The sequence below is a fragment of the Photorhabdus machadonis genome, from assembly GCF_052657765.1.
The window spans coordinates 2381212-2399382 of sequence record NZ_CP199761.1 but is presented as its reverse complement, the minus strand read 5'-3'; the positions used below and the strand labels follow the sequence as shown (position 1 = coordinate 2399382).

The 18171-nt window shown below is 50.6% G+C and carries 12 protein-coding genes and 2 pseudogenes; 1 reads left to right on the top strand and 13 read right to left on the bottom strand.

All coding sequences use genetic code 11. From position 1 onward, the window contains the following. Positions 1 to 86: 86 nt before the first annotated feature. The 12 genes and pseudogenes from ACUN2T_RS11420 to ACUN2T_RS11365 all read right to left on the bottom strand — a co-directional run bounded on the left by ACUN2T_RS11420 (position 87) and on the right by ACUN2T_RS11365 (position 15715). On the bottom strand, positions 87 to 1289 hold the full coding sequence (locus tag ACUN2T_RS11420) for an IS256 family transposase (RefSeq protein WP_445497559.1): 1203 nt from the start codon (positions 1287 to 1289) through the stop codon (positions 87 to 89). A gap of 79 nt (positions 1290 to 1368) precedes the next feature. Next, complete coding sequence (locus ACUN2T_RS11415; RefSeq protein ID WP_445497558.1) at positions 1369 to 1995, bottom strand: hypothetical protein; 627 nt, start codon at positions 1993 to 1995, stop codon at positions 1369 to 1371. Positions 1996 to 2011: 16 nt separating this feature from the next. Beyond that, positions 2012 to 2254: a hypothetical protein gene (locus ACUN2T_RS11410; RefSeq protein ID WP_445497557.1), complete on the bottom strand. Its 243-nt coding sequence runs from the start codon at positions 2252 to 2254 to the stop codon at positions 2012 to 2014. Continuing rightward, positions 2251 to 2967, bottom strand: coding sequence for a hypothetical protein (locus tag ACUN2T_RS11405; protein WP_445497556.1), 717 nt, complete (start codon positions 2965 to 2967; stop codon positions 2251 to 2253). The genes ACUN2T_RS11410 and ACUN2T_RS11405 overlap by 4 nt, the downstream gene beginning before the upstream one ends. After that, positions 2936 to 3196 carry an immunity protein gene (locus ACUN2T_RS11400; RefSeq protein ID WP_445497555.1) on the bottom strand — a complete coding sequence of 87 codons (261 nt, stop codon included), beginning with the start codon at positions 3194 to 3196 and terminating at the stop codon, positions 2936 to 2938. Before ACUN2T_RS11400 ends, ACUN2T_RS11405 begins: the two co-directional genes overlap by 32 nt. Beyond that, positions 3193 to 3867, bottom strand: coding sequence for a hypothetical protein (locus tag ACUN2T_RS11395; protein ID WP_445497554.1), 675 nt, complete (start codon positions 3865 to 3867; stop codon positions 3193 to 3195). The genes ACUN2T_RS11400 and ACUN2T_RS11395 overlap by 4 nt, the downstream gene beginning before the upstream one ends. Continuing rightward, positions 3840 to 4286 carry a hypothetical protein gene (locus tag ACUN2T_RS11390; RefSeq protein WP_445497553.1) on the bottom strand — a complete coding sequence of 149 codons (447 nt, stop codon included), beginning with the start codon at positions 4284 to 4286 and terminating at the stop codon, positions 3840 to 3842. The genes ACUN2T_RS11395 and ACUN2T_RS11390 overlap by 28 nt, the downstream gene beginning before the upstream one ends. 2 nt (positions 4287 to 4288) lie before the next feature. Then, positions 4289 to 13012: a two-partner secretion domain-containing protein gene (locus ACUN2T_RS11385; protein WP_445497552.1), complete on the bottom strand. Its 8724-nt coding sequence runs from the start codon at positions 13010 to 13012 to the stop codon at positions 4289 to 4291. 48 nt (positions 13013 to 13060) lie between these two features. Then, positions 13061 to 14725, bottom strand: coding sequence for a ShlB/FhaC/HecB family hemolysin secretion/activation protein (locus ACUN2T_RS11380; RefSeq protein WP_445497551.1), 1665 nt, complete (start codon positions 14723 to 14725; stop codon positions 13061 to 13063). A 402-nt stretch (positions 14726 to 15127) separates the two neighbouring features. Then, a complete protein-coding gene (locus ACUN2T_RS11375) occupies positions 15128 to 15310 on the bottom strand; it encodes a hypothetical protein (RefSeq protein ID WP_445497550.1) in 183 nt (60 codons plus the stop codon). Between the two features lie 8 nt (positions 15311 to 15318). Beyond that, positions 15319 to 15414 (bottom strand): annotated as a pseudogene (locus ACUN2T_RS11370) (IS5/IS1182 family transposase); the annotation flags it as partial. Between the two features lie 70 nt (positions 15415 to 15484). After that, the gene (locus ACUN2T_RS11365; RefSeq protein ID WP_445497549.1) at positions 15485 to 15715 is read right to left on the bottom strand and encodes a hypothetical protein; all 231 of its coding nucleotides are present in this window, start codon (positions 15713 to 15715) and stop codon (positions 15485 to 15487) included. Between the two features lie 324 nt (positions 15716 to 16039). Here ACUN2T_RS11365 and ACUN2T_RS11360 point away from each other — a divergent pair, with 324 nt between their 5' ends. Continuing rightward, positions 16040 to 16894: an IS30 family transposase gene (locus ACUN2T_RS11360; protein WP_445497548.1), complete on the top strand. Its 855-nt coding sequence runs from the start codon at positions 16040 to 16042 to the stop codon at positions 16892 to 16894. A 48-nt stretch (positions 16895 to 16942) separates the two neighbouring features. Here ACUN2T_RS11360 and ACUN2T_RS11355 read toward each other — a convergent pair. Continuing rightward, positions 16943 to 18146: pseudogene (locus tag ACUN2T_RS11355) on the bottom strand (IS256 family transposase). Positions 18147 to 18171 lie beyond the last annotated feature (25 nt).

Here is an 18171-nt window from a genome sequence, read left to right as displayed (position 1 = left end):
ATCACCTAGCGATCTTCCTACAACCGGGTTGTATTGCCCGTATCGAGTGAGGGCGTTCAGAATTCTGTGTCACGTTAATTTAGCGGTTACAACGTTATCACATTATCCAAACGCCCTTCAAAGTAAATATAGAGTTGCGACAGCGTTAGATTCCAGCTCTGTATTGGCATTGTCCATTTTTCCTGTGCATTGAGAAGCCCCAGATAAAGCAGTTTCATCAGACTGTTTTCGTTCGGGAACGCCCCTTTCGTTTTTGTCAGTTTCCTGAACTGACGGTGGACTGACTCGATGGCATTGGTTGTGTAAATCACCTTGCGTATGTCCGCCGGATAGCGGAAATAACCCGACAGGTTACCCCACTTACGACGCCAGCTCTGGATGACTACCGGATACTGTTGACTCCATTTCGCATCCAGTTCGTCCAGCGCGCTTTCTGCTGCGTCTTTTGAGACCGCACGATACACGGGTTTCAGATCAGCCATGAAGGCTTTGTGGTGCTTTGAAGCTACGTATTTGATGGAGTTACGGATCTGGTGAATGACGCACAGCTGCACCTCCGTTTGCGGGTATATGCTGTTGATCGCTTCCGGGAAGCCTGTCAGGCCATCAACGCAGGCGATGAGAATATCTTTCAGTCCGCGGTTTTGCAGGTCTGTCAGCACGGATAGCCAGAAGTTTGCGCCTTCGTTTTCAGACAGATACAACCCAAGGACTTCCTTTTTTCCCTCAAGATTGAGCGCCAGTACGGTATAGACAGCCTTACTCACGTAACGACCCTCCTCACGGATTTTGTAATGGATGGCGTCCAGCCAGATAAAGGGATAAATGGCTTCCAGCGGGCGCTGCTGCCACTGTTTTAACTCGGGAATGACCTTGTCTGTCACAGCGCTGATGGTGGCGCTAGAGACGCTGAAGGCGTACAGGTCTTCAATTTCCCGGCTGATATCGGTGTAGCTCATCCCGAGGGCAAACAGGCGGATAATCTTCCGCTCTATCTCGTCTGATAACGTGGTCTGGTGCTTCTTAACCCGTTGGGGCTCAAAAGTCCCATTACGATCCCGTGGTGTAGCCAGTTCAAAGTTACCGGTCGGGGCTTTGATGGTCTTTTTGGTGGAACCATTCTTCCGGTTAGTCTCAAGGTCATTAGCCAGATAGGAGTCAAGTTCGGCAGCCAGAGCGGCTTCAGTAAGCTGCTTAATCAATGGGGTCAGGATGCCATTCTTACCGGTCAGTGCCTGACCCTCCTGAAGCGCTTTCAGGGCTTTGTCGAAATCGAAAGATTGAGTCATGTATCATTCCTTTTTGAGATATATTACTGGAATGACACAGAATTTCTAACACTCCCGAAATTTACTTTTTTAAACTTCTTCACTTTTTATTGTCGCCCTTTTTGAAACCATTTTCTATTACAGTTCCAGATACTGTTCCAGCAACCGAACCACCTATTGTTCCTATAATTTCAGATGTTACAGGAGATATCCCATTAGCAATGACTTTTCCTGTAAGATATTCACCACCTTTAACACCCGCTACCGTACCAACAGCCGCACCTATAACAGCTCCAGTTGCATCTTCACCTTTAAGCTTGCTACCCAGCCAGGCTCCACCAATATTTACCCCTTCTGTATATATCAAACCTTTACCTTGGGTTAATGCTCCCACTCCGGCAGCTATAAGGGTGTCGGTATAGCTGTAACTCTCGTTTGGTTTCATAGTGATAAGCTGTTTTCCGGTATCGGATATTGCACCAAGTAAAGCTCCACCCACTACGGCTGCGGTCCCAGCAACAGGCGCAATTATAGTACCTCCCACAGCAGAAGCACCTGCTCCCCAAGCGACTAACAATCCTCTTACCGGATCTTGTCCTTCCGGGTGATCGCCTTTGGCATGTTTTGACAATGCTGCCGAAATCTCTTGAGGAGATTTACCTTCATTTAGCATAGCGGTAGCCAGACTGGATGCTGACCGACCGTAATCCTCCAGCCCTTTTGGCAAGCTTAGTGCATTATTGTCAGTCTTTATTTTCTTTTAACTTGGACATAATCCAGATACCGATTCCTATAGGAATACCTGTACTGGCACCCATTTTAAAAGAGTAATAGACATCTTCTAGAGAGAAGAAAAATTGTCCATCGGTGAAATAAAAAATGGTTGCTAGAATAAGGCTGGTAATAAAAACCATACAAAAAAATAATATAAACCATAGACTGGTAAGCAATAAAAGAGCCCGATAAGTGGCTTTTTGATGTTTCACTTACCACCTCCACGTTTATCTAACTGATTTTCAACTCTATTTCCTACCGCTTCAGAAATTAGAGCTCCACCGATAGCACCGCCGACTTCACTTTTAATTGGGTTCGCCACTATTGGCGCTAGTTTATCAGTAATAACTTTTCCTCCAATTGCACCTACAACATTACCAACTGCTGCACCTACTGCCGGTGCAAGTGGATTTTTATCTTGCAATTTTGCCCCAACATAAGCACCCGTTATACTCGCCACTTCTGTAAACCAAAACCCTTTGCCTTGTGTTACTGCTCCTGTTCCCGTGGCTATCAATGCGTCAGTCATGTTCACTGGGCCATTTGTCAATTGATTACTAACATTAGCGGCTCCACTAATTATACCTCCAGCAAAAATACTTCCCACTGTTGCTCCTGATGGTAGTAGCAGTGGTGCTGCTACCGTGGACATTCCTGCTCCCCAAGCGACTAACAATCCTCTTACCGGATCTTGTCCTTCCGGGTGATCACCTTTGGCATGTTTTGACAACGCCGCTGAAATCTCTTGAGGGGATTTACCTTCATTTAGCATAGCGGTAGCCAGACTGGATGCTGACCGACCGTAATCCGCCAGCCCTTTTGGCAAGCTCAGGGCATTATTGTCAGTAACAACAAATGTAAAAACCTTTGTACAATAGCCAAAGTTGGTTCGGTCATCGATCAGATGGTGGCGTCTTATTCTCACGATTTTCTTTCAAACGGGATAAAATCCAGATTCCGATTCCAGTGGGTATACCTGTCACTACTCCTTTTTTTACTGAAAAAACAACATCATCATGCCAACTAAAGATGAATGTTTCATTTTTCAAATAAACTAAAATCGCAGCACACATGCATCCTGATAAGACCACCATAATCATAATAATTGTGCAGGATAACAGAAGAATCAGTAATGACTTTAAATGAGTTATCATTTTGCTCCTCCTGATTTATCCAGCTTATCCTCAACTTTACTGCTTGTAACTTCACTGGTTATAGCACCACCAATAGCCCCTATAGTACTTGCCGTTTTATCTGATACTATAGGGAAATATTTATTTCCAGCGTCGATTACTTTTCCTCCAGCAGTACCTACAACATTACCAACTGCTGCACCTACTACCGGTGCAAGAGGGCTTTTATCCTGTAATTTTGCCCCAACATAAGCCCCCGTTATACTCGCCACTTCTGTAAACCAAAACCCTTTGCCTTGCGTTACCGCCCCTGTTCCCGTGGCTATCAGTGCATCAGTAACGTTCACAGAACCATTTGTAAGCTGATTACTAATATTGGCTGTTCCACTGATTATACCTCCAGCAAAAATACTTCCCACTGTTGCTCCTGATGGTAACAACAGTGGTGCTGCTACCGTGGACATTCCCGCTCCCCATGCTGTTACCAACCCTCTTACTGGATCTTGCCCTTCCGGGTGATCGCCTTTAGCATGTTTTGACAATGCCGCTGAAATCTCTTGAGGGGACTTACCTTCATTTAACATCGCGGTAGCCAGACTGGATGCTGACCGACCGTAATCCGCCATCCCTTTTGGCAAGCTCAGGGCATTATTGTCAGTAACAATTACGTAGAAAAAAACAAATAAAGCCAAACAATATAAAATAACCTAGATAACCATAATAACGTATTTTTAAGACTTATTTCCATTTCAAAAGCAAACTCTTTTATGAATTCAATATTATTTCTATGTGCAAATTTTCTTTTTGAGAAAAACCTGCAATGAATAAGAAAAAAAAGAATTGCAAACACTCCAATAAAATAGCTAACAAAGGAAATTAAGTTTCCATCTTTAATAAATTCAAACCAAATTCCAGACATATAAATAACAAATAATATTATCATGGAAAAATTAGCAAGTTTGTTTTTATTAAAAAAACAAAAATCAAAAAATAGCAATGGAGATTTTACACTTCTTAGTGAATTTTTTTTGCTCAAGCCAAAGTAGATGAAGCATGCAAGAAACCCCAACAGACTCAAGACCATCAAAATAAACGGAATATATACAATCATGCTCATTTATCCTTAAACTCATGTTTATATATTTCAGTGCCAACTTTGCCATTCACGTCTGTTTCACCTAATGGAGTTTCCCTTGAAATACCACCCCAGCCAATTGAAGGCCCTATACCAAGTGATACACCTATTCCATCTTTTCCTGCTGATATTCCAAATGAACCATAGCCAAAACCTAGATCAAAAGAATAATCTTTATCTTGGGCTCCTAATAAACCTGGGAAATAAGGGCCAAATTCTATTCCGACAGTTGCTCCACCATGAGCACCAATAGCTGTTGTCATCCCACCATTAATTGCAAATTTATTTGGATCCAATGCTGCTTCAGCAAACCCTGCTGGACCTATTCCTGCTGTAACCTCACCTTTTACATGTGGTTTAACTTTATAAGTAACACCCCATGATGGCCCCTGATGAGAGTATTTTGTAGCTTCGTTTATTTCTTCTACTGTTTTCCCTTTACCTTGTAGATCAAAGGACAATGATGCATCTGAACTGATCGAGTTGGCTATCTGCCTCCAAAAGGTTCCTGGACCATAACCAAGAGCATTATTATCCGCCGCATTCTTCCCTGACTGCGCCCCAGTGAGGGCACTGGCGGTAGAGTCACCGGCAATACCGCCTGCCAATCCTGCCGCCAGGGTGGAAAGGGTGCTGATAGTTTGCTTCTGCTCCTCCGTTAATTCACTGACTTTGGCCCCGTCGCCGTAAAGCTGTTTGATCAGGATTTGAGCCGCCAGTTCACCCGACGCGGCACCGACTGCCCCTGACAGGGCATTGTTACCGCTGACCTCTGCCGCTACTGCGCCTAAAATCGCATGGGCCAGCGTATTGGTGGCGACATCCACCTGATGAGTTTGTGGGTCCGTCGTCAGCGCTTTTATCACCCCGGCCAGATACGGTGAAGCGCCTCCGGCCAGCGCCTGACCGAGATTGTTCCCCGCTAAGCCCTGAATCGCTGCGGTGGCGGCCTGTAGGGCTTTCTGATAGGTTCCGCCGGTCCCAAAGCCCGATTCATTCAGTGCCTGCGTGTAAGCGGTGTCATAGATTTGTTTATTGATATCCGCTGGCGAGGGGGCTTTATTACCTGCGTTGATCAATTTTTCTCTGGCTGCGGCTTTGTCCGGTTCACTGATATGGTCCAGTTTCGCTTTCGCCGCTTTGGTGGCAATAATTTTCCCTTCGGTACTGGCTATTTCGGTCATCTGGGCGCTGAGCTCGCCAATCAGTTGCGCCTGTTTCAGCCGTTGCTGCTCTTTTTCCTTATCAAATATTGGACTCAGGACATTCGCGGCATTATCGGTATCGCGACTTAAGTTCGCGACATCCTGCGTCTGGTGAACCTTATCCCGGATAATCAGGTTGCCCTCACTGACCGCAGCGTGCGTGGTGGTGCTGTCATGCCCCTGATTATGGGAACCCGTCAGCCCATTGACCGCCAGATTATTCAGGACCTGACCGGCAGTCGGTTGGCCGAGGCTGACGCCCGCACTTTGCTGTTCGACAGTAAAGTCTGCTTGATTTTGCATGTCCTTAAAGCCCAGCGTCCCGGTGTTCAGGGTGTTTTTGGCTTTATCGGCGGTACTTGCTATCACCGCGCCGTCCAGTTGGGTATGGTCACCGACGTTAACCTGATAGCCGCCTTTCCCCGCAAACAGTCCGGTCTGCTCCTGCACGCTGTCGTAGTTGCTGTGCAGTTTATTGCGGCTGGCATTGAGGCTCGCGGTACCGTTAGTGAGGGGACCCACGGTGGCACTGACGCCCGCGCTGGTATTCTGTTGTTTGCTGTCATAGCGCTGGCTGTCCTGCTCGCTGCTGAGGGTCAGATGACGTTTCACCCCGGCGGTCATCTGTTCGCCGCTGACTTGTGCCCCTTTCAGCGTGGTATCCCGGCCACTGTTCAGCCCGACGGTCTGTCCCGCCTGTAACGTGGTGTTAGTGTGACTGACGCCGTTGCCGTTTTCACGGCCGTTGCCCCGACTGACATTGGCCGAGACGTTCAAACCGGTCCCTCCCGGTCCCGCGGTCAGGCCCACGCCCAGCGAACTGCCGTGGCTGCTGTTTTTGCCGGTCGTCTGTTCAGTGTTCTGGCTGGAGGAGAGCTGAATATCCCGGTTAGCATTCAGTTGCAGGTCTTTGCCCGCTTGTAACTGGCTGCCCTGAATGCGGATATCGCCATTCGAACCTGATGGGCCTTTGCCATCCCCTTTGGCACTAATGGTGAGATTATCACCAGCGGTGAGATGACTGCCCTGTTGGGTGGTCTGGTGGTGTTGCTGTTCTGAACGGGAGGATTGCCGACCGTAAGACAGGCTCACCCCGGCCAGATTATTATTGCTTTTGTCATCACGGCCCTGCGCTTCCGCCAGTCGGCCAGCCTGCGCCGCTTGCACTCCGCTGAGGGCGGCTTTAGTGTTTTGCAGCGCTTTCAGGCGCGGGTCACTTTCATTGCGGGCGGCTCTGGCTGTCTGCACCGCGCTGTTGACGGCCCCGCCGGCGGCGCCACTCAGCGCCACGGTTAAGCCGCTCTGTTTTTGTTCGGTTTTTGTCGTGGTGTGATGGCGGTTTTCCGCACTGGTGATATCGACCTGTTGACCAGCGAGCGTCAGGTCTTTACCGGCAATCACCTCACTGCCGTGAACCCGGAGCTGTTCTCCGGCGTTGAGGGCCACGTTACCCTGACTGCTGCCGACCGTGCTGCCTTTACTCAGCTGGCTGTCACGGTCGGTGGTGACTTTCTGGCTGGCTTTACCTAAGGTGAAGCCAATCCCCCCAGTCCCCATCAGGCCGGATTTTTTCTCCTGCCGCAAATGGGTTTCATCGTGCGCTTCCGCGGCGGTGGTGACGGTGAGCTGATGACCGGCGTTCAGGCTGACATCCTGCGTGCCCGCGACGTTGCTGCCGCTAATATGCAGGTCTTTACCGGCCTGTAGAGTCACTTTATCGCCACTGAACGTGGTGCTGAGCGCCTGCCGGTCATGCACTTCGTCGTGGGTTTCCACTGACGATTTCGACAGCCAGCCTTTGCTGGTTTGTTTACTGTGCTCCACTAAGTCGGATAAGGCCGTCCCGGTGGTCAGCGTCAGGTTATTTCCGGCCTGCGCCGTCAGGTGTTGACCGGCGTTGACATGGGCGGCGGTGGCGTTCACGTCATGCCCGGCTTGCAGGGTCACCTCACCGGCACCGGTTATCTGGCTGCCGATATCCTGTTGTTGGGTCAGATGGCGAGTGTTATCTTTCCCCCAATTCCCCTGCTCTGTGCGGCGCGTGCTTAAGGTGTCCAGCGTCAGGTCATGGCCTGCGGTTATCCCGGTGTGACCGTTTTGACCGGCGTTTTTGACGTCACTGGCGGTTAATTGCACATTGTTGATGGCGCTCAGCGACAAAGTGCCGTTATCGTTCTGCACATAAATGCCCGCCGGACGGTCCAGCCAGCGGTTAGCTTCATCCCCGCGCACCGTCGATGCACTGATGATATCGCGGCCTTTCAGGGTCACCCGGTCATCCCCCTGAATCCGGCCGCCCCGGTTGGTGAGCGTCTGTTGGGCCGTTAAATCCACTTTGCCGCCGCGAATAAAGCCGCTGTTGGTCAGGTTGTTGGCCGTCAGTTGGGTGACGTCACGCCCGCTGATGGTACCGCTGTTGGTGATATCGCCCTGACTGTTGAGCGCCACGGTATTCCCGGCGAGTAAACTGCCATCACTGCGCAGGTCGCCCTGACGGACGCGCGCATAAACCTGTGGCACGGTGACTACCTCAGTAGTGCCATCCGGTAAAGTCACGGTTTGGTTAGTCAGCCAGATAATGTCCGAGGTCAGCAGCGCCATCTGCGCCGGACTTAAGGCCACACCCGGCGTCAATTGTTGCTGTTTGCCAAAGGCAACGCCGGCATCCATCAACGCCTTAAACTGGGCTTCGTCGTTATTGTAGCCCGGCAGATAGCGCTGGCCGGTCAGTTGGGTGATTTGGTCACGCACCAGACGCTGTTCATAGAACCCATCGCCCAGACGTTTGTGGACCAGCGCCGGGTCGTGCGTTAACTGTTGCCGCATGTAGTCCGAGCCCAGCCACTGCTTATACTGGGTGAATTTCGGGTCGGTCTCCACCAGATAGTGGCTGTCACTGCCCGGTTGCACGGTATACAGGCTGTTATTCGGCAAACGCGTATCGGGCGTCACCACACGTATCACCGGGTCGACTGTTTGTCCTTTGACGGTTTCCGGGGGCAAACTCAGCTCAAACGGCTGACCGGGCGGCAAGACCAGTGGTTGATTTTTGATGCCGTTCACCGGTGTGACCGCCGTGGGGGCAGAATGTATCTGACCGGTTTGTCGGTCTGTAATCGTAATATCGGTGCCCTGTGGACGGGTATTCTCCTGCCAGGCCAGCGTTTTCAGGTCGAGGGTTTCTATTACGGGGGCCGGGTCATAATGGCTGCGGCTTTTCCCCTGTGAGGTTTTGGTCCCCCCGAACCCGAACTTTTTCTTTTTGGTTTTTTTAGCATACCAGTGGGTCTGACTGCCCGTATCGGTGGTAATCCGTTCTCCCTGAGTAGCAATATTGTGCAGTTCACCAATTTCACCACCGAGCGTGCCGCCAGCGACAATCTGGCTGTCGTGATTGGTGACCTGCGCACTGTTGAGCGTGATATTACCCCCGGCCAGAATTTTACCGGGGTCACTCTGTTTAACCTGAGTTTCCCTGACGGTGCGGGTGTACTGATATTCGTAAAAATCATTACTGCCGCTGCCGTCCGGCATGATGGCATCGTGCACGCCGTATTTATTGTGGCGGGAAGTGTCCACCTGTGACCAGTCGTAACGGGTGGTCTGGCCGCTCAATACCGCGTCGTGATGGGGCGATTTTTCCGTTTCGACGACCTGAGTCACCAACCCGGCGTTGGTATTGTTAATCCGGTCAGCATTAATATTCAGGTTGTTCCCGGCTTCAATCGTCGCGGCGTGGTTATTGAGTTCACCGGCTTGACCGGTGGCCGTCAGGGTATTATCCAACCGGCCGCCGATGTGCAGGTCGCCCACGCTGTAAATCTGGGCATGGTCACTGTTGTTCAGTGTGCCGGTGCCAATATCCAGCCGGTCACGCGCCGCAATCACCGCGGCTTTGCCGTTTTGTGCGGTGTTATTCAACGTGCCCGTCTGGAGGGCAAGTTGGTCACCGTAAATACGCCCGGTACCCATGTTGTTCAGGGTATTAGCCGTGAGGTGGGTCAGGCCGCCGTCAATCAGTCCGGTGTTGTTCAGCGTATCGTGGACCTGGATTTGTGTTTGTCCGGCGCTAATTTCACCGGAGGCGCTATTGGTGAGGTTGTGTGCATCAAGATGCAGCGTTTGACCGGCTTTTATCTGGCGGTCATTGATAAGATTGCCGGTCGTTTTCAGCGTCAGATTGCCATTGGCTGCGGTGTTGCCGGTATGGTGAAAATCCTCGGTTAAGGTGACCGCCATATCGCCCTGTGATAACAGTTGGCCGTCCCCACTCAGGCCATGTGCGTTAATCGTGGCCTGTTCCCCGGCAATCAGGGTGCCTTGCCGGTTGTTAATCACCAGATTCGGTTGCTGAGCCTCGCTTTTGACCGTGAGCTGTTTACCTGCGGAGACCAGCCCTTGCGCATTCTCCAGAGTCTGGCTGATGTTCGCCTGCAAGTGGTTGGCCGCCCGTAAAGCGCCCTGACTGTTGTCCACCTGTTGGGCGTTTACCGTCAGGTTTTGCGCTTCCAGCCCTTTATCAACTTGCGCTGTTTCCCGGTTAATCAGGCGCACGGTGTTCAGGGTGAGTTGCGTGCCACCACGGATAAGGCCACCGGTGTTATCGGTTTGGGTCTTAACATTCAACACGGTGTTGCCCACCGCCTGCACCTGCCCATGACGATTGTCGAGCTGGTGAGTGTTCAAGGTTAACGTGTCGGTGGATAACAGTTTGCCGTCCCGGTTATCCAGCGCGGCGTGTCGGGTGTCAATAGCCAACTGTCCGCCTTGCAGATGACCGTGGCGATTGTCCAGTGGGCCGCTGGTGATAGTGGTCTTGCCCTCACCCATAATCTGGCCTTGTTGGTTATCCAGTAACTGGCCGTCGGTATCCAGAGTCAGGGCGTCGGCGGATTGTAAAGTACCCTCGCGGTTGGTCAGTTGTCGGCTGTGAATGTCCAGCCCGCCATTTCCGGCAATCTGTCCCTGAGTATTATTAAGCGCAGTGCTGGTCAGCACGGTTTTGCCGTCCGCCGCGATTATGCCGCCAATGTTATCAACAGCGCCGGTGTGCAAAGTTAAGTGTCCGCCGCTTAACAACCGGCCCGCTTTTTGGTTGGCATCACGGGTATTGGTAAGCTCGTGACCATGAGTATCAATAGACATCTCGCGGCCAGCCTGTAATAACCCCGCGGTGTTGTCCAGATGACCGCTGTTGACCGTCAGGGTGTCTTCGGCTATCACCTGTCCCGCGGTATTGGTGAAGGGATGGCCTGTGGTCTGGCTGGTGGTGGTCAGTCGGGTTTTGGCTTCAAGATGACCGTTAACGTTTTGAATAGTTTTGCCCACGGTGAGGGTGGCGCTGTCCCCGGCGGCAACCATGCTCCCCTGACCATTATTCAGTTGGGATGCACTGAGCTGGAGCGCGTGGCCCGCTTCCAGTCGGCCCGACTGATTATCCAGCGTGTCTTTGACTGCCAGTGTCAACGAACCTTTATCGGCGGCCACGATGTTGCCGTGACGATTATCGACGGTTGTTGCCTTAAGGTTCAGGTTGCCGTTGCCCGCAATAGTGCCGCTGTGGTTATCCAGTATCCGGGTAGTGAGGGACAAGTCATCCTTACCCTGTTGTTGCATCACACCGCCTTGATGGCTCAGGGTGTCGGCGTTGATGGTTATCTGCCCGGCCTGAGTTTCAGCGTGGTTGAGTTGCAGTTCACCGGCCTGTATCGTCAGGGCGCCATGGGTGAGCAGTTTGCCCTTATCACCCAGCCACCGTTGGGTATTGAGCGATAATTGCCCCTGACCGGCCAACTGCACCGTTCCCTGGTTGTTATCGGCCTGATGCGCGGTCAGATGCAGGTCCTCGCCCTGACTGGCAATAGTGCCCTGATGGTTATCGAGCTGGTCAGTAGTGAGCGTCAGCTTCCCCTGATTGAACACCATCCCTTCACGATTATTCAGGGTGCGGGTATGGAGCATCAGTTCACCGGTCCCGGTCTGGTTAATTTCTCCTTTCAGGTTAGAGATATCAGGCGTCGTCAGATGGATTGCCCGCGCCACTAACTGGCCGCCGTCGTTGTTAAACTGGCCCGGGGTTTTCGCGGTCAAACGGTCGGCATTGACGCTGGCACGAGCGGTATTGATGCCCGATTGACCGGCAGTCAGTTGAATCTGACCGGCTGCGGTCTGGCTGTCGCTCAGGTCAATCCGCTGACTGTGGATAGCCAGCGTATCGGCGGCCAGATTTTTGCCCTTAGCCTGAACGTGCTGCGCGGTCAGAGTCAATGAGCCGGGGCGGGTGGTGTTGCCGTTATCATCCAGCCCCGCAGCCCATACGCTGTCATGGCTGCTGTGTATCGTGTCGGCAGTAACGGTGGTATCGCCGCGGGCTTCCACCCGGCCCTGATTGCGCAGTGCTCCCTTGGTCTGTAAATTTACCGCCGATTGTGACAGCAATTTGCCCGTATTCGAGATACCCGAGGAAGCCGTTAATTGCAGGGCGTCACGGCCACTAATGGTGCCGCGGTTCTCTACCCAGCCCTCAGCGGTGATATGGACCTCGCCGGCAGACGCGCCGATATTACCGGCATTATGCACGCCCACCCCCGTTTCGGTGCCTATCAGCCTGATTTTATGGGCATACATGCCGCCCAGCGCCGCCACATCCAGCGCAAACGCCGGGTGCTTTTCATCGTCAACCGATTTTTTCTCTATCTGCTGATGCGCCGCATCCACAATATTGCGCCCGGTGGTCACTTTCAGGTCTTGCGCGTGTAATTTGGCGTTAATCGCCACGGAGCGGGCGATAATATCGGTGTAACTTTGCTGTGTGCTGTCCATGCCGTGCCCGTCAATCCGCACGTCCCCCTGATTGACATCAAATCCTTTCAGCCGGCCTCTCTCCATCAGGGCTTGTCCGGTAGTGAGCGTGGTGCGATGTGAGTTAATGAACCCGCAACCGTTACAGGTGATACCCGCCGGGTTGGCAATAATCACCTCAGCTTTATGCCCGGCGACTTCAATCCAGCCATTGAGGTGACTGGGGTCACGACTGTTGACTTCGTTAAGAATAACGCTGGCGTCCCCTTTGGCTAACCACGGATTGCCCGCTACCATGCCGCCGAGTTGCGTCTGCGTAGCTTGATGGCTGTTATTGAGGATAACCCCCTGTTTATCCACGTCAAACTGACGGTAGGTATTGTGAGAAACGCCGTCGGCTCCGGGCGTCTGAATATTGACCTGCGGCGTGCCGTTGGCGCTGCGAATAATAGTCGGCTGCTGACGCCCCGGTGCCTGTCCGTCGGCCACAATCGCCGCCTGTGCCGTAAGCGAAATTCCGCCAAGGGCGAATAACACCCCAAACCGTAGCGCAGTCAGCCGGCAACAACGCTGCGGTGAAGCGGAGCGACGTGCGCGGCGTCCGGTTCGTCCCCGTCCGGCCCGCGCTATCTCGGCCACCACCATCCACATCTGGCGGGCCTGATTAAAGATAATACGATATAACTGCTTGTTCATGATTTTTACTCCACACAACACTACCCACTGGCAGTTTTGCTATTTGAATTAATACTGCCAATACAGGTTGAATCCGGCCGTGACCGGGGAGGTTTGGAAACCGGCGGGTTTGGATAGCGGGACGCCGACAAACAGGTCGTAGCTCACCTTTTTCAGGCTGCCGCGCCAGCCCAGAGCGCTCCCCGCCAGGTGTTTTCCGAGCAGCGTATCGCTGCCCCGTCCGCCCACTTCGCCATAATCCATTGCCAGATACAGCGATTGCCCGCGCAGCGGGGTTTGCCAGTCCAGTTCGTTGCGGCTGTACCAACCCCGATCAGCGGATAAGGTCAACTCGCCATCAAAGCCGCGTACCGTCCAGCGACCGCCAATCGAGAAGCGATCCTGGGGCGTCAATGGGCTGGCGCTTATCTGACGCAAATATTGGGTCTGATAAGAAAAGGGCTGAGAAAACAGCGTTAACGGCCCGGCAAGTGTCGCCGAGAACTGGGTGATTTTGGGTAAGGCGGTCCCTTCATTGCGGTACTCTTCCGGCGCCGGTTGCGCACCAAACCAGCGCATGCCTTGCTGGTAAGTCACCCGGGTATCCAGCGTCGCGCTGCCGATAAAGTGATGATGGGACAGCCCCAGCTTCCAGCCCGCAGTTTCCCGGCGCTGAACATCAACTTCGGTTTTATCAATAAAATTGCGCGAAGTCCGACGATAAATTTCACCGTTAAGCAGGGTTTTCTGGTCGGCATTACGGTGCAGCACCCGGCTAAGCTGGACCGCCAGGTTTTGACTTTTGCCCCGGTATTGGATCGCCTGATTCAGCCCGGCTATTGTCTGGGTATAATCGTAATGGCTGGCCGTCACGCTCGCCATCCAGTAACCGAAGGGCAGGGAGTAATAGAGCGTGTCATTTTGGCTGCCCTTCCCGGCAGACGAATGAATATCGCGCCCACCGGAGAGATAGAACAGGTCGCTGAGCGCCAGCGGATTATCCAGAAAGAAGGTGAGTCCGCCCTGATAACGTCCGGTGCTTTTGGAGCCGGTATCATCCAGATACGTGGCGACTCGCCAGTGCCGGGACTGACGCCAGTCCAGCACAATATCGCTCTCCCCCGGCTGCTCTGCCGGGACAATATTCATATCCGCCTGCACGGTGGGGAAACGTTGCAGATTTTCCAGTCCCTGCTCAATATCCCGTAAATCCAGTAATTTTCCTTCACGCGCGGGAAAGGGGGTTATCCGCTGGATATATTTCCCGCTGTCAGGGGTATAGCGGATATGCCGGACTTTGCCCGGTATCATCACCAGTTTTAAGGTTTGGGTACGCAAATCCTGACGAGGAACCAGAACCCGGCTGGTGACATAGCCGTGATTAATGAGCTGATCTTGCAATTGGGTTATCAGCCAGCTAATGCCTTTATCGCCCAGACAATGGTTTTCGCCCTGTTGAGCGACACGCCGAAACGGTAACCAGTGCGGGAAATTTTCGGTGCCTGCCAATGCTACATGTGTGATAGGAAAACACGGGGTTTCCACCGGAAAGGCGGATGACGCCCCCGTTTCCGGTACAGATAAGTGAACCTCCGCAGGCGGCGGGGCTAATTGCGCCTCCAGGGCTTGCTGGCGGGCCTGTTGATGAGTGAGTTGTTGATCTGCGATGTCGGCGGCTTGACTACCTGAGACTGCACTACAAAAAACTATTAATACTACAATACTGCTTTTCATTGACTTGCTATTCCACAATGTTGAAACAGCATTAACCACGAATTTAACTTAGCGATCAATATTTAGTGTTGATTATCAACCGGGCAACTAAAATAGGGAGTTGGTCAAGATAGCAGCAAAAACAAGAGGTTATATGACAAGGCAAAAAACAGGCCAATGTGATTATTTTGTGACAGGATTGTATAAAAAACAGATTAATATTAATCATTTAATAATCAACATTAATAATTTCAGATTAATTTTATTGTTTTATTTTTATTATGTGATGCATATCACATTTATAATAATTGATTGCTGTAATAAACTACACTAAATGTGATGATTATTGTTAATAAGTGATGAATCATAACCTTTTCTGACTAGGTTGGATGACGACTTTTAGCTCAGTTGGCAGAACTGGCGCTATGCTATTGCAGATTGGGAAATAACCATCAGACAGTAGATGTTGGGTTCCCGCTTCAATGGACGACCTAACTGCATCGTTCCTCCACGGGCCAGCACGGCGGGCTCCGCCGCTAAAATGGTACATGCATCGTTGATATCAATATTCGCTGTATAAATTTTATTTTTTATTTCATTATGCAACTAAGAGCCTATCCCAATAGGGTTTTATTCCAAACTATAATCCCACATGCAAAATGTAACATAGCTTCATAGTTTTCGACCTCCTTTTCCCATCGGGTCAATATCCAGTGTAGCTTTGCCCTGCGCACTGGACCCTCCCCCAAAATCTGTAAACTTTGTGAATGCTATGAGTTGTCAGTGCGCTAAAATGTGTTCAAAACACGGTAGATTGTCGCTTCTCCTAGCTTGAACTCCTTTGCCAACTGACCAATCGAAGTTCCAGAGATAACTGCCCTTTCGCATGACCTCTGTTAATTTAGCGGGACGACCGAATCTGACACCATTCTCTTTCGCTATTCCTTCTACCTGACTGCATAAATCATTTTCAAATTCAGCGATAGACGCCTGTTGACGTTCGGGCGCCAATATTTTTACTATCTTAATCCTTCCTTGCTTATCCAAAGTGCTAGAAATGTTACGCAAGGAAAATACATTTCATGTCTTGAAACTCAATTGATTGGTCCGCAACGTTAAACAGTTAGCCAAGCTGAAAAGAACAAAACATTCAGTTTAAAAGGCTGCCCGAACTATTAATATATTCGATTATTGATTTAGCGATAATATTGGTTAAGGTGGAAATTAAGTAATTATTCCTATTCAAATATGGCGGATTCGACTAATAAGTGCAATTTTTCAGAAGGGCGGTCAGTTGCTATAGTAGGCATCTTTCTCGCCAAAGGAAAATGCACTATGGCCTATACACAACTGACCGAAACAGAAAGATACCCGATTTCCAGTTTAAGAGAAGCGGGTTTTTCACAGCTTTTTATTGCGGAGTCACTTAAGCGAAGCCCATCGACCATCAGCAGAGAATTGAAGAGAAATCAAGAAGTCCAGACATACTGCCCTGAACAGGTGGCTGATTATTTGAAGCAACATAAAGGGATATCTTTGCATCATGAGACGATTTATAGACTGATTTATCAAGATAAAAGAGAGGGGGGTGATTTATGGCAACATCTGCGAATAGCCAGAAAACCCTATCGCAAACGCTATGGTCGCTATGAAAGAAGAGGTAAAATTAAAAATCGGGTCAGTATTGATGAACGCCCGGAAATTGTTGATAAAAAAGAACGTATTGGGGACTGGGAAGGAGATACGATAATAGGGAAAGATAAAAAAAGTGCCTTATTAACATGGGTTGACCGCAAGACGCTGTATACAATTATCGTTAAACTTGATAGCAAGCAGGCATCAGAAGTCGCGAAAGCGGCAGTGAAAGTATTATACCCGTTAAAACAAAAGGTTAAGACCATCACGTTCGATAACGGTTTGGAGTTCGCAGATCATGAAATCATCGGTGAAGAATTAGAAACCCAAATTTACTTTGCTCACCCTTATTCGCCTTGGGAAAGAGGGATCAATGAGAATATCAATGGATTAATCAGACAATACTTTCCAAAGGGAACCAATTTTAATGAAATCTCTGATCAGGAAATAAATTTTGTGGTAAACCGATTAAATAATCGCCCTCGAAAAACACGGGGTGGGAAAACACCGAATGAATTATTTAAAGGAATACGAACATGTTTACTTCCAGATTAACGATGTTGCAGAGGGCGTTCAGAATTCTGTGTCACGTTAATTTAGCGGTTACAACGTTATCACATTATCCAAACGCCCTTCAAAGTAAATATAGAGTTGCGACAGCGTTAGATTCCAGCTCTGTATTGGCATTGTCCATTTTTCCTGTGCATTGAGAAGCCCCAGATAAAGCAGTTTCATCAGACTGTTTTCGTTCGGGAACGCCCCTTTCGTTTTTGTCAGTTTCCTGAACTGACGGTGGACTGACTCGATGGCATTGGTTGTGTAAATCACCTTGCGGATGTCCGCCGGATAGCGGAAATAACCCGACAGGTTACCCCACTTACGACGCCAGCTCTGGATGACTACCGGATACTGTTGACTCCATTTCGCATCCAGTTCGTCCAGCGCGCTTTCTGCTGCGTCTTTTGAGACCGCACGATACACGGGTTTCAGATCAGCCATGAAGGCTTTGTGGTGCTTTGAAGCTACGTATTTGATGGAGTTACGGATCTGGTGAATGACGCACAGCTGCACCTCCGTTTGCGGGTATATGCTGTTGATCGCTTCCGGGAAGCCTGTCAGGCCATCAACGCAGGCGATGAGAATATCTTTCAGTCCGCGGTTTTGCAGGTCTGTCAGCACGGATAGCCAGAAGTTTGCGCCTTCGTTTTCAGACAGATACAACCCAAGGACTTCCTTTTTTCCCTCAAGATTGAGCGCCAGTACGGTATAGACAGCCTTACTCACGTAACGACCCTCCTCACGGATTTTGTAATGGATGGCGTCCAGCCAGATAAAGGGATAAATGGCTTCCAGCGGGCGCTGCTGCCACTGTTTTAACTCGGGAATGACCTTGTCTGTCACAGCGCTGATGGTGGCGCTAGAGACGCTGAAGGCGTACAGGTCTTCAATTTCCCGGCTGATATCGGTGTAGCTCATCCCGAGGGCAAACAGGCGGATAATCTTCCGCTCTATCTCGTCTGATAACGTGGTCTGGTGCCTTCTTAACCCGTTGGGGCTCAAAAGTCCCATTACGATCCCGTGGTGTAGCCAGTTCAAAGTTACCGGTCGGGGCTTTGATGGTCTTTTTGGTGGAACCATTCTTCCGGTTAGTCTCAAGGTCATTAGCCAGATAGGAGTCAAGTTCGGCAGCCAGAGCGGCTTCAGTAAGCTGCTTAATCAATGGGGTCAGGATGCCATTCTTACCGGTCAGTGCCTGACCCTCCTGAAGCGCTTTCAGGGCTTTGTCGAAATCGAAAGATTGAGTCATGTATCATTCCTTTTTGAGATATATT